Origin of the sequence: Aromatoleum sp. (assembly GCF_035254505.1) — a bacterium.
Lineage (GTDB): Bacteria > Pseudomonadota > Gammaproteobacteria > Burkholderiales > Rhodocyclaceae > Aromatoleum.
Genome location: NZ_DATFAO010000101.1, coordinates 1 through 23,542, shown reverse-complemented (window position 1 = coordinate 23,542; position 23,542 = coordinate 1). Strand labels below are relative to the sequence as shown.

Here is a 23,542-nt window from a genome sequence, read left to right as displayed (position 1 = left end):
TTCAATTGAGCTGCACCCACTTCAGAGGATCGAGCGGCTGCCCCCGGTAGCGGATTTCAAAGTATAAACCCGATTGGCCGTCGCTTCCGCTGGCCCCCACGCGCGCGATCGTCTCGCCGCCGGCAATGTTGTCGCCCACCACCTTCAACAAGGCGTCATTATTGCCGTAGATCGTCAAGTAGTCGCCGCCGTGATCGAGAATGATGAGATTGCCATAACCGCGCAGCCAATCGGAGAAGACCACTTCCCCCGACGCCACCGCACGCACCTCGGCGCCCCCCGCCGCGCGAATGAACACTCCGCGCCACGCCGTTCCTCCTTCCGCCCTTGGAGCGCCAAACCGCCCCACGAGTTCTCCGCGCGCAGGAAACTTCATGCGGCCGCGCAACTGGGCAAAACTGACTCCCGAAGGCGTCGGACCGGCGGACTGACGAACCTCGCCGACGACCGCTTCGCGCGGCGCCGTTGCGCGCGCCTCGTCGCGTCGCGGCGCGGTCTCGGCCCGCGCGGACTCGGGTTTCGACAGTTCAGGCTTCACCACCTCCACTTTCGGGGCCTCCGGCTTGGAGGGCTCGATTTTCGGAGGAATGGCCTTCGCCACTTCCGCGCGGCTCGCTCGTAGGGCGGCACGCTTTGCTGCTTCCGCCCTTGCCGCATCGGCTCGGGCAGCCTCAACCCTTGCAGCTTCCAGCCGTGCCGCCTCAGCGCGCGCGGCCTTCGCTGCCGCTGCTGCGGCCGCTGCGCGTGCCGCTTCGCGCTCCGCCGCGCGTTTCACCAACACTGCGACGAGTTGCCCCAAGCGCTCCTGATCCTGCCGCAATCCCTGGACTTCCGTGCGTTGGCTGCGCAACTGGTCCGCCAGCCCCACAACGGCACGGCGCCGCTTCTCTTTGACGGCCTCGAGTTCGTCGCGACGCGCACGCTGCTCGGCCTCCAGCGTCGCAAGGCGGTCCCGACGCGCAGCGATTGTCTCTCCGAGCTGGGCCTTCGAACGCAGATCGGCGCGCAGCGTATCAATCAGTTCGAGATGCGCCTTGCCGAGCTGTTCCAGGTAGTAGGCGTCGCGGGCAAGCTGATTCGGATCCCCAGTCGACAGGAAGGGCGCCACGCTCCCGGCCCCGCCGCGCACATAATGGCGCCGGAGCCACTCCGAAAGCTCCTTTTGCCGACCGCTCACGCGCTGCTCGACCGCCAGCCGATCGGCTTCGAGCTGCGCGAGCGCCTTTTCCGCCGCGGCGCGCTCGTCGCCGAGTTGCTGCAGCTCGCGCTGCATGCGCGATACGGCGCGCTCCGCCTCCGCGAGCTCGCTGGCGGCGCTGGAGCGGGACTCCTCGGTATCGGCGATTTCCTTTTGAAGGTCGCGGATGCGGCGGCGAACGTCCTCGAGATCTGAACGTTTCTGCTCGACGTCACCATTTTCCGCGGCGTGGGCGACGACGCCCGACAGTAGGACGGCAGCCGCGACGACGTGCAAGCCTTTGTAATAGCGGAAACGAATCTTCATCACCGGGGCAACGCTCGGGCCTCGACCTTCCCTTGTAGGGCGACCGTCCCGCTCAGATCCAAACCGGCCGGACCGGAAAAACCCCTTTCCCGGCTCCAGTGGGAGTCGTCGGAACGACGCAGAACGATTCTGTACATGAGTACTCAAGGGAGAAAGCATGATTTGGAACGGGCGGCAGACGGTCCCGGCCCGACGTACAAAGGCGCCGAAGGCGCGCTTTAATGCGCTGCGGTATTTTATACTACTCACTTGATCTGCACTTCCCGCCCGCCGTGGATAACAACGCCATCATCGATCTCATCGACAAGCACGAACATATCGAGACCGCGGCACGCGCATTGAAGGCCATCGCCCATCCCTTGCGCCTGAAGATCCTGTGCGTGCTGGGCGACAGCGAAGTGTGCGTACAGGATATTGTCGAGGCCGTCGGGACCTCGCAGAGCAACATCTCGCAACACTTGGCGATCCTGCGCGACAAGGGTGTCCTGCAAACTCGCAAGGATGCAAACCGGGTTTTCTACCGTGTCTGCGACCAGCGCACGCTGCAGCTCATCGTGCTGATGCGCGAGGTCTTCTGCGGCGTGCCGGCGGGCAAGGCCTGAATCCGGACTCAACACCGCAACATCAACGGAGCATTCAATTGGAATTCCTGCAGCAGAATTGGTATTGGGCCGCACTGGCGGTCGCTAGCGGCGGTTGGCTGCTCTTCGACGTTGCCCGCAATAGTGCCGACAAGTCGCAGCTCTCCCCGGTCGAAGCCACGCTGCTGATCAACCGCGAAGACGCGCTGGTGGTCGACGTGCGCGAACAGGTGGAGTACGCCAAGGGCCACATCGCCAATTCTCGCCACATTCCGGCCGGCGAACTCGAACGGCGCAGCAGCGAACTCGAAAAATTCAGGAATCAACCCATCATCCTGTGCTGCGCGACCGGTACGCGCTCGTCGGCAGCCGCAGGGACGCTGCGCAAGGCCGGCTTCGAGAAGGTCTTCAATCTACGCGGCGGACTGATGGAATGGGAAAAGGCCGGCCAGCCGGTCAGCCGCAAGAGGAAATAGCCATGACTGCCAAGGTCCGCATGTACGCCACTGCCGTCTGCCCTTATTGTGTGCGCGCCGAACAGCTGCTGCGCCGCAAGGGCGTCGCCGAGATCGAGAAGATCCGCGTGGATCTGGATCCGGCACGTCGTGACGAAATGATGAGCATCACCGGTCGCCGCACCGTCCCGCAGATCTTCATCGGCGAGACCCACGTCGGCGGCTGCGACGATCTCTATGAACTCGAGCACCAGGGCCGACTGGACGAATTGCTGCAGCCGTCCTGACGGTCACCCTCCGATCCACCTTCGAACCCTCACCACATCACCAGGCCACCACATGTCCGATAACACCCAGGCAGCACAACCCGTCTTCTCGATCGAAAAGATCTACGTCAAGGATCTGTCGCTGGAAGTCCCCAACGCGCCGCGCATCTTCCTCGAGCGCGAGAACCCCCAGATCAACGTCCAGCTGCGCAGCGAAGCCGCCGGCGTCGACGACGGCGTCTACGAAGTGACCCTGACCGTCACGGTTTCCGCCAAGCTCGCAGAAGACCGCACCGTGTTCCTGGTCGAAGTGGCCCAGGCCGGCATCTTCCAGATCCGCAACATCCCCGAAGGCGATCTCGAGCCGGTCACGATGATCGGCTGCCCGAACATCCTCTTCCCGTATGCGCGCGAAGCCATTTCGGACGCTGTCACCCGTGCCGGCTTCCAGCCCGTGGTGCTCGCTCCGGTCAACTTCGAGGCCCTGTACCAGGCTCAGCAGCAAGCCCCCGCGCGTGAAGCGGGCGAACTGCCGATCCAGTAAGACCATGCGGAAGAGCGTTCGCGCCCTGGCCGCGGCGGCGGCCCTCCTCGTGCCCGCAACCGCGGCATTCGCCATCGACTATCGATCGGTCGCCGAACCGTCGGTGCTGTTCGATGCTCCGTCGGACAAGGGCAAGCGCCTGTTCATCATCGCGGCCGGCACGCCGGTCGAGGTGATCGTCAGCCTCGACAAATGGGTCAAGGTGCGCGATGCCGGCGGATCGATCAACTGGATCGAACGCCGCGCGCTGTCGGACAAGCGCACCGTGATGGTCACAAGCCAGAAGGGGACCGTGCGCCAGCGCGCCGCCCTCGACGCACCGGTCGCCTTCGAGGTGGCCAAGGACGTCGTACTGGAAGTCACCGGCGGCCCCGCCGACGGCTGGCTGCCGGTCCGGCACAAGGACGGCGCGACCGGGTTCATCCGCATCACCGAGGTATGGGGGCTTTGAGCCCGAAGCGCATCGCGGTCTTCGGCGCCGGTGCCTGGGGGACGGCGCTCGCCATCGCCTTCAGCCTGCGCCACCAGGTCACGCTGTGGGGACGCGACGCCGGGCACATCGCCAGCCTGGCCGAGCGCCGCAGCAACGAGCGCTATCTCCCTGATGTACCGCTGCCGCACTCCCTCGCGGTGTCGGGCGATTTCGAGGCGACGGCTCGCGGCGCGGACCTGCACCTCGTCGTCACGCCGCTAGCGGGACTAAGGAGCACGGTCGCAGAACTGCGGGGCATCCAGCCGCGCACGCCCTTGATCTGGGCTTGCAAAGGGCTCGAGGCAGGAACGGGGATGCTGCCGCACGAAATCGTTGCCGACGAGCTCGGTGACGACAGCCGTTGCGGTGTATTGACCGGACCGAGTTTCGCCGCGGAAGTCGCGCGCGGCATGCCCACTGCCGTGACGCTGGCAGCGCGCGAGCTCGACTTCTCCACCGAATGGGTTCAGGCGCTGCATCAGCCGCGTCTGCGCATCTACGCCAACGGCGACGTCGTCGGGGCGGAGATCGGCGGCGCCGTCAAGAACGTCCTCGCGATCGCCGCGGGCGTGTCCGACGGCATGGGCTTCGGCCTCAATGCCCGCGCCGCACTCATCACCCGAGGACTCGCCGAAATCGCCCGGCTCGCCGCCGCACTCGGCGGGCGCGCGGAAACCTTGATGGGGCTCGCGGGCATGGGCGATCTGATCCTGACCTGCACGGGCGATCTCTCGCGCAACCGCCGCGTCGGCCTCGCGCTCGCGCACGGCAAGCGGCTCCACGAAATCCTCGCCGAACTCGGCCATGTCGCCGAGGGGGTCCCGACCGCACGCGAGGTCGTGCAGCTGGCAAAGCGCCATCAGGTCGCAATGCCGCTATGCGAAGCGGTCGATGCCCTGCTCCACAACGACCGCCTCGGCCCGCGTGAAGTGGTCGAGCAATTGCTGTCGCGCGAACCGAAGCAGGAATAAGCGGCAGCGCCGGGCGGTGGCCGGGCCTACATCCGGGCGCCCCCGAACCCCAGCTGGCGCCAAGCCTCGAAGGCGACGACCGCCACTGCATTGGACAGATTCACACTGCGGTTCGATGGATACATCGGAATACGCAGCGTGTGTGCCTCCGGCAGCGAGGCCAGCACCTCGGCCGGCAGGCCACGCGACTCCGGACCGAAGAGCAGCACATCCTCGTCCCGGTATTCGACCAGATCGTAACGCTCGGCACCGCGAGTGCTCAGCGCGAACATGCGCCGACCGGCGAGCACACTGACGCACGCATTCCAGTCCTCATGCACCGTGACGCGCGCGAGATCGTGATAGTCGAGCCCTGCACGCGCGAGGTGTTTGTCCGACAGATCGAAACCGAGCGGGCGCACGAGATGCAGGTGCGCACCGGTGTTGGCTGCGAGGCGGATCGAATTTCCGGTATTCGGAGGAATTTCAGGCTGGTACAGGACGATGTGCAGCATGTCAGACGGGGGAAGGAGTACGCGCAACGACGCAGTTCTCGACGCGCGCCGCACCGCTCGCTTTCAGCGTGCGAGCCAGCTCGTCGAGGGTCGCGCCAGTAGTCATCACGTCGTCGATGACGATCACGGTCTTGCCGGCGAACGAGGTGTCGCAGCGGAAAGCCCCGCGCATATTGACGCGTCGCCGGCTCCACGGCAAGGTCGCCTGCGATGCTGTGTCTCGCACCCGTCGGACCGCTTCGAGCTCCAGCGGCAGATTCCAGGCTCGCGCCAGCGGACGCGCGATCTCCACCGCCTGATTGAAGCCCCGCTCGCGCAGCCGGCGCTCATGCAGCGGCATCGGGACAAGGATCGCATTCTCGACGGGTGCGACCCATTCCAGCAGCAGTTGCGCCACCAGCCCGGACACCGCCAGCCGCCCGCCGTACTTCAGGGCCTGCAGCAGCCGGTCCGCGGGAAAAAGATACCTCAGCGCCGCCACGCTCGCATCGAAAGCGGGCGGTTCGCGCTGACAGCTGCCGCAGACTGCGCCTCCCTTCACCGGTATCGCGCAGACCGGGCAACAGTCGTAGGCAAGCGGCAGTTCTCCGCGGCACCGCGCACATAGCAGCTCACGTCCTGCGCCGCCACCGCAGACGAAGCAGTCGTTTGGCAGTACGCAATCGGCGAAGAAAGCACTCGCAGCGCGGATCAATCGGGCCACGTTTGACAAGATTTCAACGAATGAACGAACATGTGAAGCTTCGCATTAAACCGTGGAACCCGTTTCATGACAATGACTTCCGTATGCCAAAGCGCTAAAACTCCCACTTTGGACCAATCCGCTGTCGAGCGCCGTAAATGGACGGTCGCGGAAGTCGAGGCCTTGTTCGAACTGCCCTTCATGGACCTGGTGTTCCGCGCGCAGCAGGTTCATCGCGAGCATTTCGACCCGAACGCAGTGCAGCGCTCGACGCTGTTGTCGATCAAGACCGGCGGCTGTTCGGAAGATTGCAGCTACTGCTCGCAATCGGCCCGCTACAAGACCGGGCTCGACCGCCAGCAGCTGATGGCAATCGAGGAAGTCGTCGAAAAGGCCAAGGCCGCCAAGGCCAAGGGTTCCAGCCGCTTCTGCATGGGCGCGGCGTGGAAGGGCCCGAAGGAAAAGGAACTCGAAACCGTCATGGCGATGGTGCGCGAGGTTAAGGCGCTGGGCATGGAAACCTGCGTCACGCTGGGCATGCTGAAAGGTGATCAGGCACAGCGGCTCAAGGACGCCGGCCTCGACTATTACAATCACAACATCGACACCGCGCCGGAGTTCTACGGTCAGGTCGTCACCACCCACACCCTTGCCGACCGCCTCGACACTCTCGATCAGGTTCGTAACGCCGGCATCAACGTCTGTTCGGGCGGCATCGTCGGCATGGGCGAAGGCCGCAAGTCGCGTGCCGGCCTTATCGCGCAGCTCGCGAACATGCCGACCCCGCCGCAATCCGTGCCGATCAACAACCTCGTCGCCGTGCCCGGCACGCCGCTCGCCGACGTCGGCAAGCTCGACCCCTTCGAGTTCGTCCGCACCATCGCCGCCGCGCGCATCACGATGCCGACGAGCTTCGTCCGCCTGTCCGCCGGTCGCCAGCAAATGAACGACGAGATGCAGGCCCTGTGCTTCCTCGCGGGCGCGAACTCGATCTTCTACGGCGATCAACTCCTGACCACCGACAACCCGGACGTCGACCACGACCAGGCGCTATTCGACCGCCTCGGCCTGCGCGCAATCTGATCCGGCCATCCGTTTCCGATGGCCATCGACCAGGACTTCGCACTCGACCGCCCCCTGCTGAAGCGACGCTTCGAACGCGCAGCCGCGACCTACGACGAGGTCGCGGTGCTCGCGCGCGAAGTCGGCCGCCGCATGGACGAACGGCTCGACTACATCCGCGTCCAGCCCAAGCGCGTCCTCGACCTCGGCTGCGGCACGGGCGCCGACCTGGAGATGCTCGGCAAACGCTTCCCCACCGCCCAACGCGTCGGCGCGGACCTCGCCTTGCCGATGCTCGCCCGCGCACGTGGCGAGCGCGGCCTGTTCGACCGCCTGCGCGCTTTCGGCCGCACCCAACGTTCGGAATTTGCCTGTACCGACGCCGCTGCCCTGCCCTTCGCACGCGCGAGCATGTCGCTCGTGTGGTCCAACCTGATGCTCAACTGGCTCTCCGATCCGCTGCCGGCGCTCAAGGAGATCCACCGCGTCCTGGAAGTCGACGGTATGCTCATGTTCTCGACCTTCGGCCCCGACACGCTGCGCGAGCTGCGTGCGGTACTGCCGACGAAGGGGGGCGAGCGAGTCCATCGCTTCATCGACATGCACGATCTGGGCGACGCCCTCGTCCAGGCCGGCTTCACCGATCCGGTGATGGACATGGAGATGGTCACGATGACCTACTCGAGCGTCGACGAACTTCTGCGCGACCTACGCCTCGCGGGCTGTGCGAATGCCAGCACCGCGCGCCCGCGCGGCCTCTCGGGGCGGACGGGCTGGGCCGGCGCGCGACGCGCGCTGGAGGCGCTGCGTCGCGACGGCCGATTGCCCGCAAGCTTCGAGGTCGTGCAGGGGCATGCGTGGAAAGCCCAGCCGAAGACGACCGAAGACGGCCGTTCGGTGATCCGCTTCCAGCCCAAGCCGGGTGGGCGGTGAGGCGTTCCTCAGCCACACGGCCGGTGTGGCTGTTCGATCTGGATAACACGCTGCACAACGCGAGTGCGCACATCTTCCCGCACATCAATCGCAGCATGACGGCCTACCTCGCGAAGCACCTCGCGTTGAGCGCCGAGGAAGCGAATGCATTGCGCGTCCATTACTGGCGCCGCTACGGCGCGACGCTGACGGGACTGATGCGCCATCACGGAACCGACCCGCGACACTTCCTCGCCGCGACCCATCGCTTCGAGCGACTGCACCGCATGATGGTCTTCGAACGAGCCCTGCGCTCGATGCTGCGCCGCCTGCCGGGACGACGGATCGTGTTCTCGAACGGTCCGCAGGAATACGCGGAAGCGGTGCTGCAGACGATGGGCGTGAGGCGATTCTTCGAGAGCGTGTACGGCGTCGAACAGATGCGTTTTCACCCCAAGCCGGCGATCCAGGGGTTCCGCCACCTGCTCCACGACCATCGGCTCGACCCGCGACGCTGCGTACTGATCGAGGACTCCGCGATGAACTTGCGTACAGCGAAACGTCTCGGCATGCAGACGGTTCTCGTCGGCCGCGGACTCGGGAAACCGGCCTACGTGGACTTCAGGATCGCGTCCATCCTCGACCTGCGGCGGATAGCTGGCCGAATGGGTAGCCGATAACGACAAGACGGCGGCGGGAGAGCCCGGCCGCCGCTTGTTTGAATTACGCCTGGCCTTTGAGCACGCGCGCGGCTTCGAGCGCGTAGTAGGTCAGGATGCCGTCGGCACCGGCGCGCTTGAACGCGAGCAACGATTCCATCATGCAGGCCTCGTGCGACAGCCAGCCGTTTGCGGCGGCCGCCTGCAGCATCGCGTATTCGCCGCTGACCTGATAGACGTAAGTCGGAACCTGCAGCTCGGCCTTCACTCGCCGCACGATATCCAGGTAAGGCATGCCCGGCTTGACCATGAACATGTCCGCGCCTTCGGCGATGTCGAGGGCGACCTCGCGGATCGCCTCGTCGCTGTTGGCCGGATCCATCTGGTAGGTGTACTTGTTGCCCTTGCCCAGGTTGCCCGCCGAACCGACGGCGTCGCGGAACGGACCGTAGAAGCTCGACGCGTATTTCGCCGCGTAGGCGAGGATGCGCGTGTAGATGCGATTGTCGCCGTCGAGTTCAGCGCGGATGCGCGCGACGCGCCCGTCCATCATGTCCGACGGAGCGACGACGTCGGCGCCGGCCTGCGCGTGACACAGCGCCTGCTTCGCGAGCGCCTCCAGCGTCTCGTCATTGAGCACGTAACCGCGCGGATCCTCGGGATCGATGAGCCCGTCCTGGCCGTGGCTCGTATAGGGGTCGAGCGCGACGTCGGTGATCACGCCCAGTTCGGGAAACCGCGCCTTCAGCGCCTGCACGACGCGCGGTACGAGCCCTTCCGGATTCCACGCTTCCTCGGCACCCGGCGTCTTGCCCGACGCTTCGATCACGGGGAACAGCGCCAGCGCCGGCACGCCCAGCGACACCGCCTCTTCGGCGACGCGCAGCAGATTGTCGAGCGACACGCGGCTCACGCCCGGCATCGACGGCACGGGCTGGGTGACGTCGTTGCCCTCGAGAACAAACACCGGGTAGATCAGGTCGTCCGTCGATAGGCGCGACTCGCGCATCAGCCGGCGCGAGAATTCGTCGCGGCGCATTCGCCGCATACGGGTAGCGGGAAAAATTCCGGTTGGGCGCATGTTCAATACAGATCCAATATCAGTTGAATGACAAGAAACAATCCGTAACCAGTTCAGCCGGGAACTTCGACGGAGGCGACTGACTCTCATGACTCAGATGGTGACGAGCCATCTCCCGCTTCACCTCCCTGAGCGGGTGCCTTAATCCCGTTAAGGCGTTTGACCCCGGGCTTTCTCCCCTTTGGCCCGGGGTTTTTTATTTGCCCGCCGCCCGCAACTCGGCCGCGGTCGGGATCGCCGGCAGATCGTCGGTCGGCAGACCCAGCCACCCGGCAACCTTGTGTTCCACCTCCTCCATGCCGATCTTCTTCAGACTCGAGAAGAGCTGAACGCTCACCTGCGCTCCCAGCGGCGCCAGCTCACGCCGCACCTTCGCCAGCGCGGCTGCCGCTTCGTTGCGCGACAGCTTGTCCGACTTGGTTAGCAGGCAATGGATCGGCCTGCCGCCGGGCAGACACCAGTCGAGCATCTGCCGATCGAGCGGCGTCAGCGGATGTCGCGAATCCATGATCAGCACGAGACCGATCAGATTTTCCCGCTGTCGCAGGTAGGTTTCGAGCAGGGACACCCACTGCTTGCGGATCGCCTCGGGGACCTTGGCGTAACCGTAGCCCGGCAAGTCGACCAGCGCGGCGCCACAATCGAGGCGGAAAAAGTTGATCAGCTGGGTGCGCCCCGGCGTTTTCGAAACATATGCCAAACGCGTATGTTCGGCAAGCGTATTGATGGCACTCGACTTGCCGGCGTTCGAACGCCCCGCGAACGCAATCTCGGCGCCGACCGGAATGGGCAGGTCGCCAGGCTTTGCAATGGAAATTTCAAATCGTGCGTTGCGGAAAAGGGGCATCGGGAAGGGGGCAAAAACGCTGGATGGTTTGGGTTTAGACGGACATTGCGTCGCGCAAAACCAAACACTCAGTATAGAATATAGCGTTTGCGATAACCACTCACGGCTTTTTCTGAGGACACCATGATCAAGCGTTCCCTGCTGCTCTCGCTGCTGCTGGCTGCCGGCGGCCTTCACGCCCAGGACCAGGCGGCACCCGACCTTGCCAAGGCAAAACAGACCGCAGAGACGATCTGCGCCGGTTGCCACGGCGCCGACGGCAACAGCCTCGCCCCGACCTTCCCGAAGCTCGCCGGCCAGCATGCCGACTACGTCGCGAAGCAGCTGCGTAACTTCAAGGCCGCCGGCGACAAGCCCGCCGAGCGCGCGAACCCGATCATGGGCGGCATGGTTGCAGCCCTCGACGAAAACGACATGAAGGCGCTGGGCCTGTACTTCGCGTCCCAGACCCAGAAGCCCGATGCCTCGAAGAGCCCGGAGCTCGCGAAGCTCGGCCAGAACATCTGGCGCGCCGGCATCCCGGCGAAGAACGTTCCCGCCTGTGCCGGCTGTCACGGCCCGGCGGGCGCCGGCGTTCCGGCACTATTCCCGCGCATCGGCGGTCAGTATGCCGACTACACCGAAGCCCAGCTGAAGGCCTTCCGTGACGGCGGCCGCAAGAACGACCCGGCGCTGATGATGCAGACCATTGCCCTGAAGCTGACCGACCCGGAAATGAAGGCGGTTGCGGACTACGCGGCCGGCCTGCACTAAGCCGAACCCGTCGCGCTTCCTGCGCCGACAAGAGGGGTGGTCTTGACCACCCCTTTTTCATTTCGGGTCCTGTCCGCGACGCGCCGCTTGGGCCGATAATGCAAGGTCTCAGTGGCGCGGCACGTCCCCCGTGCCGCTTCCCTAGCCGGAAAGGAGAGTCATGGAACAAAAAACCGGTGCACCGGCGCGCATACCGAATCTCAGCGCAGACGACGCACGACGCGCGATCCTCGATCGCCTGACAGCAGTCCCCGGCCGCGAGCGGGTCGCGGTACGCAGTGCCCTCGGGCGCGTACTCGCCGAAGCGGTGATGGCGCCCTGCAACGTCCCTGCCCACGACAATTCGGCCATGGACGGCTTTGCCGTGCGTTTTGCGGACCTGGCAAGCGGGGCCGAGACGGCGTTGACCGTCGTCGGCACGGCGTTTGCGGGCAAACCCTTCTCCGGCATCGTCGGCGCAGGCCAGGCGGTGCGCATCATGACCGGCGCACCGATCCCGGAAGGCGCCGACACCATCGTCGTTCAGGAAATCGCACGCATCGCAGGCGGACAAGTCTTCGTCCCCGCAGGACAGCGTGCCGGACAGAATCTGCGCCGTGCGGGGGAGGATCTTGCGCTCGGCGGCGTTGCGTTGCCTGCAGGCAAGCGCTGCGGGCCGGCGGAATTGGGGCTGCTTGCGTCGCTCGGGGTCGCCGAAGTCACCGTTCACCGACGCCTGCGCGTCGCCTTCTTCTCGACGGGCGACGAGCTCGCGTCGATCGGCAAGCCCCTGGCGCCCGGTGAAGTTTATGACAGCAACCGCTACACGCTCTTCGGTGCACTGAGCCGCCTCGGCTGCGAGCTTCTCGACATGGGCGTCGTGCGCGACGATCCGGCGGCGCTCGAAACGGCTTTCCGCGAAGCGTCCGCCAGTGCGGACGTGATCCTCACGAGCGGCGGCGTGTCGGTCGGTGAGGCGGATTTCATCCGCGAACTCGTGAACCGCCTCGGTCAGGTCGCGTTCTGGAAGATCGACATCAAGCCGGGTCGCCCGATGGCGTTCGGCCGCGTCGGCGACGCGTGGCTGTTCGGCCTGCCCGGCAACCCCGTTGCGGTCCTCGTGACCTTCTACCAGTTCGTGCAGGACGCGCTGCTCACGCTCTCGGGGGTCGCCCCGATTCCCGACACCCCGCTCTTCGCGGTTGTTTGCGACAGCGCCATCCGCAAGCAGCCGGGACGACGCGAATACCTGCGCGGGCGACTCGTCCGTCGCGACGGAAGGCAGACCGTCGAACTGGCAGGCGCACAGGGCTCCGGCATCCTGCGCTCGATGTCAGAGGCGAACTGCTTTATCGTGCTGCCCGAAGCGGGCGGCGACGTCGCGCCGGGCGACACCGTGCAGATACAACTTTTCGACGGGCTCATCTAGCCCGTGCAACAGGACAGATCCACATGACCCAGGACGAACTCAAAAAGGCTGCTGCGCTCGCGGCACTTGATTACATCGAGGACGGCATGATCGTCGGCGTCGGTACCGGCTCGACCGTCAACCACTTCATCGACGGACTCGCCGCAATGAAGGACCGTATCGCGGGCGCCGTATCGAGTTCGGAGGCAAGTTCGCGGCGGCTGGCGTCGTATGGCATCCCGGTCATCGACCTGAACGATGTCACCGACCTGTCCGTTTACGTCGACGGCGCCGACGAGATCGACGAGGGCTTCGCGATGATCAAGGGCGGCGGCGGCGCGCTGACGCGCGAGAAGATCGTCGCAGCCGTCGCGGACCGCTTCATCTGCATCTGCGACGCCTCGAAGCTCGTCCACTGCCTCGGCGCATTTCCGCTGCCGGTCGAGGTGATCCCGATGGCGCGTGCCCATGTCGAACGCGAGTTGCGGCATCTCGGCGGCGACCCGGTGCTGCGCGAAGGCTTCGTGACCGATAACGGCAACATCATCCTCGACGTCCACGGCCTGCGCATCCCGCAACCGAAGGCCTTGGAGACCGAGATCAACCACATTACCGGCGTCGTCACGAATGGACTCTTCGCGCGCCGCGGCGCGGATCTGCTGCTGCTCGCGAGCCCACAGGGCGTCGAGCGCCGGGTGGCGATCAAGGGCTGACCCGCAACTGCAACACTTCCGTCACATTGAGCTGCTAGGCTCGGTTCTGATCGAGGAATTGAAGGATGAAGATGAGCCGTCACACCTATACGCAGTACGACAAGGAGCTCGACGCGATCCGCAAGCGTCTGCTTGAAATGGGCGGACTGGTCGCGCAACAGCTGTCACGAGCCATCGACGGCCTGGGCGACGGCAACCCGGCCGAGCTCGAAATCGTCATTGAGCAGGACCGTCACGTCAATGACGAAGAGGTCGCGCTCGACGAGGCCTGCATTCAGCTGATCGCCCGCCACGGCCCGACCGCCGGTGACCTGCGGATGGTCATGACGATGATCCAGATGATCACCGACCTCGAACGGGTCGGAGACGAAGCGAAGAAGATCGCGAAGGCGGCCCGCCGCATTCTCGAATCCGACAGCAGCTTCGTGCCCAAGGTCGAGCTGCGCCACGTCGCGGAGATGGTCGTGGACATGCTGCAGCGCTCGCTGGATGCCTTCGCGCGCATGGACCCGTCGTCCTCTGCGGACATCGTGCGCAAGGACAAGGAGGTCGACGCGCTCTTCAAGGGGATCATGCGCCAGCTGATCACCTACATGATGGAAGATCCGCGCCTGATCACCCGCTCGCTCGACGTGCTGTTCATTGCGAAGTCGATCGAACGGATCGGCGACCACGCGAAGAACGTGTCCGAATACGTCGTCTACATGGTCAAGGGCAAGGACGTGCGCCACGAAGGCGTCGAGGCGCTGGAGCGCGCGAGCGGCGCCCAGTAGGGAGCGCGGCCTTCGCGGCCGGATCTGGAAAGACGACGGGAGGTGGGGCTTTGTGCCCGACCTCCCGTTTTTTATGCCTGGAACCGGAAAATCAAGCGCTCGGGGGCACGTAGCCGCCGACCTGATCGGCGCCGCCGCCAAAGAAATGTTTTTCCATCTGTTCCGACAGATACTTGCGCGCACGCGCATCCATCAGGTTGAGACGGTTCTCGTTGATCAGCATAGTCTGATACTTGACCCACTGCTGCCAAGCTTCCTGCGACACGTTCTCGAAGATGCGCTGTCCGAGAGCGCCCGGGACCGGCGGGCGCTCCAGCCCTTCCGCTTCCCGTCCGAGCTTTACGCAATTGACCATACGGGTCATCTTTCAATCCTCTTGCCAGGTTGGTTGATCAGTATCCGGAATCGTCATTCTATCGGATTCGCAGGCGCGGATTCGTCGGCGCGCTGTTCGGCCAATGTCCAGCGGCCGCGGCCGGCGTTCTTCGACGCGTACATCGCCTGGTCGGCGACCGCGATCAGTCCTTCGCCGTCGAGGGCATGCTGGGGATATAGCGCAATGCCGATACTAGCCGACAAGCCGACGGTCCGGCCGGAAAACTCGAAACGCAGCCCGGTGATGACTTCCAGTACCCGCCGCGCGAGCTCGCACAACTCGGAGGTATTGGTATCGGGCACGAGCAGTGCGAATTCGTCCCCGCCGAGCCGGCAGAATAGCTCGTTGCGTCGCACGACGTCACCCACGGCGCTCGCCAGCGCCACGAGGACGGCGTCGCCCGCCTGGTGGCCGAATTCGTCGTTGATCGGCTTGAAGCCGTCGAGGTCGATCGCGAGCAGGCCGAGTTGCATCTCGCGCCGCGAGGCCTCCGCCAGCAGACGGTCGAGTTCTTCGTGGAAGCGTCGGCGATTGAATAGCCCGGTCAGCGGATCGTGCTCGGCCAGTTCGACAAGTCGCCGCTCGATGCCGCGCTGTTTGGTGACGTCCTCGTAGATCCACACGCGACCAATCCCGCGCCGCCCCTGAACCGCCTCGACGACGGCCGAGATGTCGGTGACGATGTGCCCGTTCCGGAACCGCACTTCATAGGGTTCGCTGACGACGTAGGTGCGCAAGACTGCCTCGATATGCTCGATGTAGGTCTCGGGCTGCTCGATCAGGTCGGCGATCCGGCTTTGCAGCACGACGTCGCGCACACCGATCAGGTTTTCGTCGGGCGGGAAGCCCCAGATATCGAGCATCGCGCGGTTGTAATAGAGCACGCGGTGATCGCGATCCATGAACAGGATGCCCAGCCGGATGACGTTGAGCAGCGCTGACAGGCGCTGGCGCTCGTCGTTGCTGCGCGCGAGATAGCGCTCGCGCAGCGCCTGCGCCCGACGCAGCTCTGTGACGGTCTCGAGCAGCTTGTACTCGGTCTCCTTGCGCGCCTGGATGTCTTCAGCGGACATCCGCAGGCCCGCGGGCGCAGATGACATCGCCCGCAGCGGGCGCCAGTGACAGGCCACCCAGCAGATGCGCCCGTCCTCGCGCAGCAGGCGCATCTCGAAATCCTCGCCTTCGCTGCCTTCAGCGACGCGCTTGGCCATCCGCTGGCAATAGCCGCGGTCCGATTCATGCACGAGCAGGGTGATCGCATCGGGCGCGGCGAGACAGGCTTCGGGCGACCAGCCCGTCAGGCGCTCGATCGACGGGCTGATCCACATCAGATGCCCGTCCAGGCCGAAGATTGCCTCCAGGCCATGCACGCCTTGGGCGAGCTCGCGCAGTTGCGTCACGCCGATTTCGGCCGCATCCATCAGTGCCAGAGGGTCGCGCGGCGGCCGCTCCGGGGGGGTGACAAGGCGCGCGCGCGCACCGAGCGATTCGAGACGGTCGGCGAAGTCGGCGGCAGCGCCAGCGTGATGCCGGCTGCAGGCCTCCGCGTGACGTTGCACGATCCAGGCAACCGCTCCCGCAACCGCCGCCATGGCCAGGCCAGCCGCCGCTGCAGCGCTCAAGCCGTCCAACTGAGTTCCTGCAGTCGCGACGATGCCAGCCGCCAACGCGGCCAAGGCGCCCGAGGCGATGGCAACGGCACGAGGGCTGGGCGGAGCCTTCACCACGCCGCAGCTCCGCAACGCAATGCCGCACCCGACTTGCTGGAAGATCCGCACACGCAGGTCATAGGGGTTTGACGAAGACCTTGGAGCGGCGCTGGTAGTTGTAGAGCTCGCGCTTCTGCCGCGGCAGGGCTTCGGGCCCGATCTCGGAGAAACCGCGCTCGCGGAACCAGTGCGCCGTGCGCGTCGTCAGCACGAAGAGGCGTTGGAACTGCTGGGCGCGGGCGCGCTGCTCGATGCGTCGCAGCAGCTGGTCGCCCAGGCCGGCGCGCCGATACTCGGGCGTCACTGCGAGGCAGGCGAGTTCGGCAGCCCGTTCGTCGGAAAACGGATACAAGGCGGCGCAGCCGACCAAAACGCCGTCATGCTCGACGACCGAGAAGCGGTCGATTTCCTGTTCGAGCAGTTCGCGACCGCGCCGCACCAGCGTGCCGTCGGCCTCCATCGGCGAGATCAGCGCGACCAGCGCAGCGACGTCCTCGACCGTGGCTTCACGCAGGCGGAACAGGGCGTCGCGCGACACGACGGTGCCGACGCCGGCATGCGTGAAGAATTCGAGCAGCAGGCCGCCGTCCTTGTCGTGATCGATCAGGTGCGCCCTTGCCACCCCCCTGCGCACGGCACGAATCGCATAGGGCAGGTAGAGGTGCAGGTCTTCGGTCAGCCCCTCGCCGGCCGTGAACATGCGCTCGGCCTCGTCGGCCGTCACCGAATCGATCAGATGGCCGTCGGCGTCGAGAAGTCCGGGCGCATCGCACAGGTAGATGAGCTTCTCCGCCTGAACCGCCACTGCCACGGCCTCGGCAACTTCCTCCAGCGGCAGATTGAAGATTTCGCCCGCGGGCGACACGCCCATCGACGAGATCAGCACGACGTTCTGCTGGTCGAGATCGGCGTTGATTTCCTCGGCGATGATCTTCCGCACCGCACCGGTGTATTGATAGTCGATGCCGTCGACGACGCCTACCGGCCGCGCCGTGATGAAGTTGCCGCCCGTCACGCGCATGTAGCTGCCCGCCATGGGAGTATTCGGCAAGCCCTGGGACAGCAAGGCCTCGAGTTCGAGACGGGTGACGGCCATCGCCGCCTTCACGCATTCGAGCGCGGCGGCGTCCGTGACCCGCAAGCCGTTGTGGTAGCGCGGCTCGAGGTCGCGGCGCGCGAGTTCGGCGTCGATCTGCGGGCGGGCCCCGTGTACGAGAACGAGCCGGATGCCGAGCGCTGCCAGCAGATTGCAGTCGTAGGCCAGGCTTTGCGCGCGATCGCCCGCGGCCACTTCACCGCCGAAGGCGAGCACGAAGGTCCGGCCGCGAAAGGCATGGATGTACGGCGCAGCGCCGCGCACCCAGGCGACGAATTGTTCGGTGGAAGCAGCGACTTCGGCGGCTGCGACGGAAGGATTCGTAATGCTGTTCAACGGGTCACTGCTCCGGCTCCAGGATGCGCCTGCCGTCTCGCGGCATGACTTGCGCTTACCTGCACTGAATTGATTCTAGCGGAATAGTCCGCACAACGCGGCGCACAAATCCGCACCGCTCGTTCGTCACTTGCCCAGCGCTCCTTCGAGGCGGGCACAGATCGTGCGCAACACCTTGATGCGCGCATAGAGCTTGTTTTCGGCCTCGACCAGCGTCCAGGGCGAATTCTCGGTACTGGTTCGGTCGACCATGTCGCAGACGGCGTGCCCGTAATCGTCCCACTTTTCGCGATTGCGCCAATCCTCCGGCGTCAGCTTGAAACGCTTGTGAGCCTCCGCCTCGCGCGCCTTGAAACGCGCCAACTGTTCGTCCTGCCCGATGTGCAGCCAGAACTTGACGACGACGGCCCCCGCGACCCCCAGCTGGTCCTCGAAGTCGTTGATCTCCGCATACGCACGCATCCAGTCGGCCTCGCTGCAAAACCCCTCGACACGCTCGACCAGCACGCGCCCATACCATGAGCGGTCGAAGATCGCCACGCGTCCCTGGCGCGGCAGGTGTCGCCAGAAGCGCCACAGGTAAGGCTGAGCGCGCTCCTCCTCGCTCGGAGCCGAAACGGGGATGATGTTGTAGCGGCGCGCGTCCATCGCTGCTGTAACACGACGTATCGTGCCGCCCTTGCCCGCCGCATCCGCCCCCTCGAACACGAGGATCAGCGACCGCTTGCGGAAGGAGTCGTCGCGCGTGAGCAGCGCGAGGCGGCCCTGATAGTGCTCGAGCTGCTCGCCGTATTCCTTCTTTTCCATCGGCTGCCGCAGTTGCAGGCTGTTGAGCAGGTTGCGTTCGTCCGGCATCGAGGGCAGCGGGGGCGCCGATTGCCTTGCCGCCCAGTTGCGGGTCGCGACGTCCAGGCGCTTGCGCAGCGCCTCGTGCAAGGTGCGGCCGACCGCGAGACTGCGGAAGCATGGGTCCGATCCATCGACGATCATCCACGGCGCCTCGCCCGTGCTCGTTCGCCGCAACGTGTGCTCGGCGATTTCGCGATATCGATCGTACAGATCGACGTAGTGCCACTCCTGCTCGGTGACACGCCAACGGGTGCGAGGATCCTTTTCGAGCGCCTTGAGGCGTTTGCGCTGCCCGTCCTTGGACAAGTGAAACCAGAACTTCACGAGCAGCACGCCTTCGCGCGCGAGCATCGCTTCGAAGCGGTTGATCTCGTCGAGGCGCTGGTCGAGATCCGACTTCTTCGAGCGCTTTTCGACGCGCTCGTTGATCGGATCCGTATACCAGTTGCCGAACATGACGCCGATCTTGCCGCGCGGCGGCAGGGCACGCCAAAAACGCCACATGAACGGGCGCTCGGCCTCCTCCGACGTGGGCGAATCGAAGGCCGAGGTCTGGACGTGGCGCGGGTCCATCCAGGTGTTCAGGAGATTGACCGTCTCGCCCTTGCCGGCACCATCGACGCCGTTGATCAACACGATCACGGCAAAAGCCTTCGTATCGAGCAGCTCGAACTGGGCATCGAGGAGCTGCGCACGCAGCACCGGAACGGCGGCGTCGTACTCGGCCTTGTCGGTCTTGTGTCCCAGTTCAGCGGATTCGAACATCGCGCCTCTCCTAGTAGTCGCCCCACAAGGCCTGCATCGCGGCCATCGCAGCGAGCCCGGCCGTCTCGGTGCGCAAGACACGCGGTCCGATCGCGATGCCCGTGCAACCGGCGCTGCGGCAGGCCGCCAATTCGGCGTCCGACCATCCCCCTTCGGGCCCGACGAGCAAATGCACCGCGCCGTCCGGCTTCGGCAGCGACGCGAGTCCTCCACTCGCCGCCGGGTCGAACATCAGCCGCCGAGCAGTGTGCGCGTCCGCCAGATACTCGCGCAAGCCGCGGATGGGCGCGATCTCGGGCACGCGGTTGCGGCCGCTCTGCTCGCAGGCCCCGACCGCAATCTGCCGCCAGTGGGCGACGCGCTTGGCGGCGCGTTCGTCTGCCAGCCGCAGCACCGAACGCTCGGCCTGCACCGGATGAATCGCGACGGCGCCGATCTCGACCGCCTTCTGCACGATCCAGTCCATCTTGTCGCCGCTGGCGAGCGCCTGGACCAGCACCAGCTGCAGCGGAGACTCGCGCTCGACCGCGCTGAAGTCATGCAGCGTCGCGAAACACTCCTTGCCCCGGACGTGCAGCTGCGCGGCCGTTTCGCCGCCATCACCGTGGAAGAGCGTGACCATTTCGCCGTCACGCAGGCGCAGCACGCGCACGGCATGGTGCGCCAGTTCATCGGGCAACCGGACTTCGCCGCCGGCGGGCAATGGGATGGGAAGAAAGAAGCGAGGGATCATCGTGGTATTATCGCGGCAATGCTTGTGTTCCGGGAGAATCGCAATGATCTTCACAATTCTTCCGCAGCACCTCCCGAACCGATACCCCCGGGTAGCTGGCCTACCGCCCCGCGCGGGACTACGGGACTAACGATGCCCACCGCAGCACACCGCCTCGCCCACGCCCGCGCGCTGGAGTCTGTCGCGCGCGAGATCGCACGCGACGTGATCCTGCCGCGCTATCTAAAGAGCGCGCGCAACCGCAAAGCCGACGGATCCCTCTTTACCGAAGCCGATCTGGAATCCCAGCGCCGGTTCGCCGAAGCGCTGCCACGCCTCGCGCCCGGCCCCGTCCTCGGCGAGGAGATGAGCGGCGCCGAGCAGGCTCACATCTGGAGTGCCGGGCGCCGCGGCCTGTGGTGTATCGATCCGATCGACGGCACGACCAATTTCGCGAACGGGATTCCCTTTTTCGCCGTCTCGATCGCGTACCTCGTCGATCACGAGCCGCGCTTCGGCGTCGTCTACAACCCCGTCACCGACGAGTCCTTCTATGCGGCGAAGGGTGCTGGCGCCTTCCTCAACGGCGTCGAGCTGCCGCTACGCTCGGGGGCGACCAGCCTGCGCGACGCCGTCGCGGGGATCGATTTCAAACGCATCAGCCACCACCTCGGCGACGAGCTTGCGGTACGTCCGCCCTATTACTCGCAGCGCAATTTCGGCTCCAGTGCGCTCGAATGGTGTTTCGTCGCCGCGGCCCGGCTCGACGTCTACGTGCATGGCGGCCAGATGCTGTGGGACTACGCGGCGGGACGGCTGATCCTCGCGGAAGCCGGCGGGGTCGCCGCGGCTCTCGACGGCGGCACCTTGATGGCTGGGCCGTCGATCAAGCGCGGGGTGATCGCGGCGGCCAGTCCCGCCCTCTTCACGGAATGGCGCAACTGGATCGCCGGGCATTCTTGAGCCTTCGAAACCGTCGATAGCCACGCGTGCAGGACGGATTTACCGGCAGGATTCAGGCTATTATTTTCGTCTGACGACTCTTCGACGCAGCTCATGACTCAGGCTTCTCTCCCTACCGGCACGCCCGACCGCCGCCAATATCACCGCGTGCGGGAAATCTTTGCCGAGGCCTGCGAAAAGCTCGCTCCGTTCTTCGCGCCGGAAAACCGGTGGGGGAATGTGACGCTGGATCATCTGGCCTATCGCGTGGTGCGTGAGAACTACCCGGAATTGAGCTTCGAAGAAGTTCACGTGCTGGTCCTGGCTGCCCATCGCGTGTACACCAAAAGCCCCAGCACCTGACAGCGCCGGACGACCCGTGCGCCGCGTGAGACGATGTCGACCAAGCACCCCATCATCGCCGTGACCGGCTCCTCAGGCGCCGGCACCACTACGGTCAAGCATACCTTCGAGGCGATCTTCCATCGTGAGGACGTCAACGCCGCAATCGTCGAAGGCGATAGCTTCCATCGCTACACGCGCGACGAGATGAAGAACCTGATCGAGGACGCGGAACGCGCCGGGCAGCGTGGGATCAGTCACTTCGGGCCGGAAGGCAACCTCTTCGAGGAACTCGAAGCCCTGTTCCGCGCCTATGGCGAATCGGCGACCGGCCGCTACCGCAACTACATCCACGACGCCGAAATTGCCGCGCGCCGCCGTCTGCCGATCGGCACCTTCAGCGACTGGGAAGACCTCCCAGTCGGCACCGAGTGCCTGTTCTACGAAGGCCTGCACGGCGCGGTCGTCACCGAGAAGGTCGATGTGGCCCGCCACGTGGATCTGCTGATCGGGGTCGCGCCGACGATCAACCTCGAATGGATCCAGAAGCTGCATCGCGACACGCGCGAGCGCGGCTACTCGAAGGACGCCGTGCAGGACACGATCCTGCGGCGCATGCACGACTATGTGCATTACATCGTCCCGCAGTTCTCCCACACGCACATCAACTTCCAGCGCGTGCCGGTCGTCGACACGTCGAATCCCTTCATCGCGCGCGAAGTGCCGACGCTCGACGAATCGATGGTCGTGATCCGCTTCAAGGACCCGCGCGGCGTCGATTTCCCCTACCTGCTGCGCATGATCCACGATGCTTTCATGTCGCGCGCGAACACCATCGTGATCCCCGGCGGCAAGCTGGACCTCGCGATGCAGCTGATCCTCACGCCGCTCATCTGGAAGCTGATGGAACGGCGCCGCCAGTGGGTTTGAGCTTCTGAACGGGCATATTTGGCCTGATCGCGCAGAGACTTACCGCGCCTTGCGGCGCAGCAAACCCTACCCAAGCGGGGGCCTTTTCGGCGATAATTCCGCCCTTTTCCAGCCCCCCGCCCCGAGAAATCCATGCAGCCTGCCAGCCAAGAGACGCCGCGCAACGTCCGGCCTCCGGTCTTCAACCCCGTCACCGGCGCGATCCGCGCCCTCGCGATGGACGCCGTCCAGCAGGCCAATTCGGGCCATCCGGGCGCACCGCTGGGCATGGCGGAAATCGCCGAAGTGCTGTGGCGCCGCTACCTGCGCCACAACCCGGCGAACCCGCAGTGGGCCGACCGCGACCGCTTCGTGATGTCGAACGGCCACGGCTCGATGCTGATCTACGCGCTGCTGCATCTCACCGGCTACGATCTGCCGATCGAGGAGCTCAAGCGCTTCCGCCAGTTGCATAGCAAGACGCCTGGCCACCCCGAATACGGCTACACGCCGGGCGTCGAGACGACCACCGGCCCGCTCGGCCAGGGCATCAGCAACGCGGTCGGCATGGCGCTGGCTGAAAAGATGCTCGCAGCGGACTTCAACCGTCCCGGCCACGCGATCGTCGACCACTACACCTACGTGTTCCTCGGCGACGGCTGCCTCATGGAAGGCATCTCGCACGAAGTCTGCTCGCTCGCCGGCACCCTCGGGCTGGGCAAGCTGATCGCCTTCTACGACGACAACAACATCTCGATCGACGGCCACGTCGACGGCTGGTTCACCGACGACACGCCGAAGCGCTTCGAAGCCTACGGCTGGCAGGTGATCCCGAACGTGCAAGGCCACGACGCGGCCGAAATCGACGCCGCGATCCGCGCTGCCCAGGCCAACACCACGCAGCCGACGCTGATCTGCTGCAAGACCGTGATCGGTGCCGGCTCGCCGAACAAGCAGGGCAGCCACGACGTGCACGGCGCGCCACTCGGCGCCGCCGAAATTGCGGCGTGCCGCGAACATATCGGCTGGACCCACGCGCCGTTCGAAATTCCGGCCGACATCTACGCCGAATGGAACGCCCGGGAGAAGGGCGCTGCGCTCGAAGCCGGCTGGAACGAGCGTTTCGCCGCATATGCCCAGGCTTTCCCGGAACTCGCTGCCGAGTTCAGCCGCCGCATGGCGGGTGAACTGCCGGCCGACTGGTACGCCCACGTCGACGCCGTGATCGCGAAGATCGTCGACAAGGCCGAGACCATCGCCACCCGCAAGGCGAGCCAGAACAGCATCGAAGCCTTCGCGCCCAAGCTGCCCGAACTCGTCGGCGGCTCGGCCGACCTCGCGGGCTCGAAC

General features: G+C 65.4%; 27 protein-coding genes. 17 read left to right on the top strand and 10 right to left on the bottom strand.

Going from position 1 to position 23,542, the window contains the following annotated elements; all coding sequences use genetic code 11:
- Position 1 precedes the first annotated feature (1 nt).
- Positions 2 to 1,504 (bottom strand): murein hydrolase activator EnvC family protein, encoded by a 1,503-nt coding sequence (locus VJ673_RS22595; protein WP_414635683.1) that lies wholly within the window; start codon positions 1,502 to 1,504, stop codon positions 2 to 4.
- A 272-nt stretch (positions 1,505 to 1,776) separates the two neighbouring features.
- On the opposite strand from VJ673_RS22595, the gene VJ673_RS22590 reads away from it, so the two are divergent.
- From VJ673_RS22590 to VJ673_RS22565, 6 genes are read left to right on the top strand one after another with little or no spacing between them, the layout of a single operon-like run.
- Entirely contained in the window at positions 1,777 to 2,106 is a 330-nt protein-coding gene (locus tag VJ673_RS22590; RefSeq protein WP_324128431.1) for an ArsR/SmtB family transcription factor, read from the top strand.
- A 38-nt stretch (positions 2,107 to 2,144) separates the two neighbouring features.
- On the top strand, positions 2,145 to 2,561 hold the full coding sequence (locus VJ673_RS22585; protein WP_324128430.1) for a rhodanese-like domain-containing protein: 417 nt from the start codon (positions 2,145 to 2,147) through the stop codon (positions 2,559 to 2,561).
- Between the two features lie 2 nt (positions 2,562 to 2,563).
- On the top strand, positions 2,564 to 2,827 hold the full coding sequence (gene grxC / locus VJ673_RS22580; protein WP_324128429.1) for a glutaredoxin 3: 264 nt from the start codon (positions 2,564 to 2,566) through the stop codon (positions 2,825 to 2,827).
- Positions 2,828 to 2,879: 52 nt separating this feature from the next.
- On the top strand, positions 2,880 to 3,350 hold the full coding sequence (secB, locus tag VJ673_RS22575; RefSeq protein ID WP_324128428.1) for a protein-export chaperone SecB: 471 nt from the start codon (positions 2,880 to 2,882) through the stop codon (positions 3,348 to 3,350).
- 4 nt (positions 3,351 to 3,354) lie between these two features.
- Positions 3,355 to 3,801, top strand: a complete 447-nt coding sequence (locus tag VJ673_RS22570; RefSeq protein ID WP_324128427.1) for an SH3 domain-containing protein — start codon at positions 3,355 to 3,357, stop codon at positions 3,799 to 3,801.
- The gene (locus VJ673_RS22565) at positions 3,789 to 4,793 is read left to right on the top strand and encodes an NAD(P)H-dependent glycerol-3-phosphate dehydrogenase (RefSeq protein WP_324128426.1); all 1,005 of its coding nucleotides are present in this window, start codon (positions 3,789 to 3,791) and stop codon (positions 4,791 to 4,793) included. Before VJ673_RS22570 ends, VJ673_RS22565 begins: the two co-directional genes overlap by 13 nt.
- 26 nt (positions 4,794 to 4,819) lie before the next feature.
- Here VJ673_RS22565 and VJ673_RS22560 read toward each other — a convergent pair whose 3' ends face one another.
- Both VJ673_RS22560 and VJ673_RS22555 read right to left on the bottom strand, forming a co-directional pair.
- Positions 4,820 to 5,287, bottom strand: a complete 468-nt coding sequence (locus VJ673_RS22560) for a tRNA (cytidine(34)-2'-O)-methyltransferase (RefSeq protein ID WP_324128425.1) — start codon at positions 5,285 to 5,287, stop codon at positions 4,820 to 4,822.
- A gap of 1 nt (position 5,288) precedes the next feature.
- Positions 5,289 to 5,990, bottom strand: coding sequence for a ComF family protein (locus VJ673_RS22555; RefSeq protein ID WP_324128424.1), 702 nt, complete (start codon positions 5,988 to 5,990; stop codon positions 5,289 to 5,291).
- Positions 5,991 to 6,062: 72 nt separating this feature from the next.
- Here VJ673_RS22555 and bioB point away from each other — a divergent pair, with 72 nt between their 5' ends.
- From bioB to VJ673_RS22540, 3 genes are read left to right on the top strand one after another with little or no spacing between them, the layout of a single operon-like run.
- Positions 6,063 to 7,052, top strand: a complete 990-nt coding sequence (gene bioB / locus VJ673_RS22550; protein ID WP_324128470.1) for a biotin synthase BioB — start codon at positions 6,063 to 6,065, stop codon at positions 7,050 to 7,052.
- 18 nt (positions 7,053 to 7,070) lie between these two features.
- Positions 7,071 to 7,964, top strand: coding sequence for a methyltransferase domain-containing protein (locus tag VJ673_RS22545; RefSeq protein ID WP_324128423.1), 894 nt, complete (start codon positions 7,071 to 7,073; stop codon positions 7,962 to 7,964).
- Complete coding sequence (locus VJ673_RS22540) at positions 7,961 to 8,623, top strand: pyrimidine 5'-nucleotidase (RefSeq protein ID WP_324128422.1); 663 nt, start codon at positions 7,961 to 7,963, stop codon at positions 8,621 to 8,623. Before VJ673_RS22545 ends, VJ673_RS22540 begins: the two co-directional genes overlap by 4 nt.
- Before the next feature lie 43 nt (positions 8,624 to 8,666).
- Here the strand turns inward: VJ673_RS22540 and hemB are convergent, their stop codons facing one another.
- Positions 8,667 to 9,683, bottom strand: coding sequence for a porphobilinogen synthase (gene hemB, locus VJ673_RS22535; protein ID WP_324128421.1), 1,017 nt, complete (start codon positions 9,681 to 9,683; stop codon positions 8,667 to 8,669).
- 196 nt (positions 9,684 to 9,879) lie between these two features.
- Entirely contained in the window at positions 9,880 to 10,530 is a 651-nt protein-coding gene (gene yihA / locus VJ673_RS22530; protein WP_324128469.1) for a ribosome biogenesis GTP-binding protein YihA/YsxC, read from the bottom strand.
- 123 nt (positions 10,531 to 10,653) lie between these two features.
- Between yihA and VJ673_RS22525 the strand changes: the two genes are divergently transcribed.
- The 4 genes from VJ673_RS22525 to phoU all read left to right on the top strand — a co-directional run bounded on the left by VJ673_RS22525 (position 10,654) and on the right by phoU (position 14,156).
- On the top strand, positions 10,654 to 11,283 hold the full coding sequence (locus VJ673_RS22525; RefSeq protein WP_324128420.1) for a c-type cytochrome: 630 nt from the start codon (positions 10,654 to 10,656) through the stop codon (positions 11,281 to 11,283).
- Positions 11,284 to 11,443: 160 nt separating this feature from the next.
- A complete protein-coding gene (gene moeA / locus VJ673_RS22520) occupies positions 11,444 to 12,691 on the top strand; it encodes a molybdopterin molybdotransferase MoeA (RefSeq protein ID WP_324128419.1) in 1,248 nt (415 codons plus the stop codon).
- Positions 12,692 to 12,714: 23 nt separating this feature from the next.
- Entirely contained in the window at positions 12,715 to 13,383 is a 669-nt protein-coding gene (gene rpiA, locus VJ673_RS22515) for a ribose-5-phosphate isomerase RpiA (RefSeq protein WP_324128418.1), read from the top strand.
- Positions 13,384 to 13,454: 71 nt separating this feature from the next.
- Entirely contained in the window at positions 13,455 to 14,156 is a 702-nt protein-coding gene (gene phoU, locus VJ673_RS22510) for a phosphate signaling complex protein PhoU (protein ID WP_324128468.1), read from the top strand.
- A 91-nt stretch (positions 14,157 to 14,247) separates the two neighbouring features.
- Here the strand turns inward: phoU and VJ673_RS22505 are convergent, their stop codons facing one another.
- From VJ673_RS22505 to VJ673_RS22485, 5 genes are all read right to left on the bottom strand, one after another.
- The gene (locus VJ673_RS22505; protein WP_324128417.1) at positions 14,248 to 14,520 is read right to left on the bottom strand and encodes an oxidative damage protection protein; all 273 of its coding nucleotides are present in this window, start codon (positions 14,518 to 14,520) and stop codon (positions 14,248 to 14,250) included.
- 44 nt (positions 14,521 to 14,564) lie between these two features.
- The gene (locus VJ673_RS22500) at positions 14,565 to 16,259 is read right to left on the bottom strand and encodes a sensor domain-containing diguanylate cyclase (RefSeq protein WP_324128416.1); all 1,695 of its coding nucleotides are present in this window, start codon (positions 16,257 to 16,259) and stop codon (positions 14,565 to 14,567) included.
- Positions 16,260 to 16,317: 58 nt separating this feature from the next.
- On the bottom strand, positions 16,318 to 17,673 hold the full coding sequence (gene argA / locus VJ673_RS22495; protein WP_324128415.1) for an amino-acid N-acetyltransferase: 1,356 nt from the start codon (positions 17,671 to 17,673) through the stop codon (positions 16,318 to 16,320).
- Positions 17,674 to 17,799: 126 nt separating this feature from the next.
- On the bottom strand, positions 17,800 to 19,287 hold the full coding sequence (pap, locus tag VJ673_RS22490) for a polyphosphate:AMP phosphotransferase (protein ID WP_324128414.1): 1,488 nt from the start codon (positions 19,285 to 19,287) through the stop codon (positions 17,800 to 17,802).
- A gap of 10 nt (positions 19,288 to 19,297) precedes the next feature.
- Positions 19,298 to 20,020 (bottom strand): 16S rRNA (uracil(1498)-N(3))-methyltransferase, encoded by a 723-nt coding sequence (locus VJ673_RS22485; RefSeq protein ID WP_324128413.1) that lies wholly within the window; start codon positions 20,018 to 20,020, stop codon positions 19,298 to 19,300.
- Positions 20,021 to 20,152: 132 nt separating this feature from the next.
- Here VJ673_RS22485 and VJ673_RS22480 point away from each other — a divergent pair, with 132 nt between their 5' ends.
- From VJ673_RS22480 to VJ673_RS22465, 4 genes are all read left to right on the top strand, one after another.
- Positions 20,153 to 20,962 carry an inositol monophosphatase family protein gene (locus tag VJ673_RS22480; protein ID WP_324128411.1) on the top strand — a complete coding sequence of 270 codons (810 nt, stop codon included), beginning with the start codon at positions 20,153 to 20,155 and terminating at the stop codon, positions 20,960 to 20,962.
- Between the two features lie 93 nt (positions 20,963 to 21,055).
- On the top strand, positions 21,056 to 21,304 hold the full coding sequence (locus VJ673_RS22475; RefSeq protein WP_324128410.1) for a hypothetical protein: 249 nt from the start codon (positions 21,056 to 21,058) through the stop codon (positions 21,302 to 21,304).
- A gap of 33 nt (positions 21,305 to 21,337) precedes the next feature.
- Positions 21,338 to 22,213 carry a phosphoribulokinase gene (locus tag VJ673_RS22470; RefSeq protein ID WP_324128409.1) on the top strand — a complete coding sequence of 292 codons (876 nt, stop codon included), beginning with the start codon at positions 21,338 to 21,340 and terminating at the stop codon, positions 22,211 to 22,213.
- A gap of 132 nt (positions 22,214 to 22,345) precedes the next feature.
- Positions 22,346 to 23,542 (top strand): transketolase family protein (locus VJ673_RS22465; RefSeq protein WP_324128408.1); only part of this gene is annotated, 1,197 nt, incomplete at its 3' end.

What these genes read in the sequence shown, in the direction of transcription:
- VJ673_RS22595 (WP_414635683.1), bottom strand. Translation starts at nt 1,504, where the DNA reads ATGAAGATTCGTTTCCGCTATTACAAAGGCTTGCACGTCGTCGCGGCT.
- moeA (WP_324128419.1), top strand. Translation starts at nt 11,444, where the DNA reads ATGGAACAAAAAACCGGTGCACCGGCGCGCATACCGAATCTCAGCGCA.
- hemB (WP_324128421.1), bottom strand. Translation starts at nt 9,683, where the DNA reads ATGCGCCCAACCGGAATTTTTCCCGCTACCCGTATGCGGCGAATGCGC.
- bioB (WP_324128470.1), top strand. Translation starts at nt 6,063, where the DNA reads ATGACTTCCGTATGCCAAAGCGCTAAAACTCCCACTTTGGACCAATCC.
- VJ673_RS22470 (WP_324128409.1), top strand. Translation starts at nt 21,338, where the DNA reads ATGTCGACCAAGCACCCCATCATCGCCGTGACCGGCTCCTCAGGCGCC.
- VJ673_RS22525 (WP_324128420.1), top strand. Translation starts at nt 10,654, where the DNA reads ATGATCAAGCGTTCCCTGCTGCTCTCGCTGCTGCTGGCTGCCGGCGGC.
- secB (WP_324128428.1), top strand. Translation starts at nt 2,880, where the DNA reads ATGTCCGATAACACCCAGGCAGCACAACCCGTCTTCTCGATCGAAAAG.
- rpiA (WP_324128418.1), top strand. Translation starts at nt 12,715, where the DNA reads ATGACCCAGGACGAACTCAAAAAGGCTGCTGCGCTCGCGGCACTTGAT.
- VJ673_RS22505 (WP_324128417.1), bottom strand. Translation starts at nt 14,520, where the DNA reads ATGACCCGTATGGTCAATTGCGTAAAGCTCGGACGGGAAGCGGAAGGG.
- pap (WP_324128414.1), bottom strand. Translation starts at nt 19,287, where the DNA reads ATGTTCGAATCCGCTGAACTGGGACACAAGACCGACAAGGCCGAGTAC.
- VJ673_RS22485 (WP_324128413.1), bottom strand. Translation starts at nt 20,020, where the DNA reads ATGATCCCTCGCTTCTTTCTTCCCATCCCATTGCCCGCCGGCGGCGAA.
- VJ673_RS22560 (WP_324128425.1), bottom strand. Translation starts at nt 5,287, where the DNA reads ATGCTGCACATCGTCCTGTACCAGCCTGAAATTCCTCCGAATACCGGA.
- phoU (WP_324128468.1), top strand. Translation starts at nt 13,455, where the DNA reads ATGAGCCGTCACACCTATACGCAGTACGACAAGGAGCTCGACGCGATC.
- VJ673_RS22545 (WP_324128423.1), top strand. Translation starts at nt 7,071, where the DNA reads ATGGCCATCGACCAGGACTTCGCACTCGACCGCCCCCTGCTGAAGCGA.
- VJ673_RS22480 (WP_324128411.1), top strand. Translation starts at nt 20,153, where the DNA reads ATGCCCACCGCAGCACACCGCCTCGCCCACGCCCGCGCGCTGGAGTCT.
- VJ673_RS22570 (WP_324128427.1), top strand. Translation starts at nt 3,355, where the DNA reads ATGCGGAAGAGCGTTCGCGCCCTGGCCGCGGCGGCGGCCCTCCTCGTG.
- VJ673_RS22565 (WP_324128426.1), top strand. Translation starts at nt 3,789, where the DNA reads ATGGGGGCTTTGAGCCCGAAGCGCATCGCGGTCTTCGGCGCCGGTGCC.
- yihA (WP_324128469.1), bottom strand. Translation starts at nt 10,530, where the DNA reads ATGCCCCTTTTCCGCAACGCACGATTTGAAATTTCCATTGCAAAGCCT.
- VJ673_RS22475 (WP_324128410.1), top strand. Translation starts at nt 21,056, where the DNA reads ATGACTCAGGCTTCTCTCCCTACCGGCACGCCCGACCGCCGCCAATAT.
- grxC (WP_324128429.1), top strand. Translation starts at nt 2,564, where the DNA reads ATGACTGCCAAGGTCCGCATGTACGCCACTGCCGTCTGCCCTTATTGT.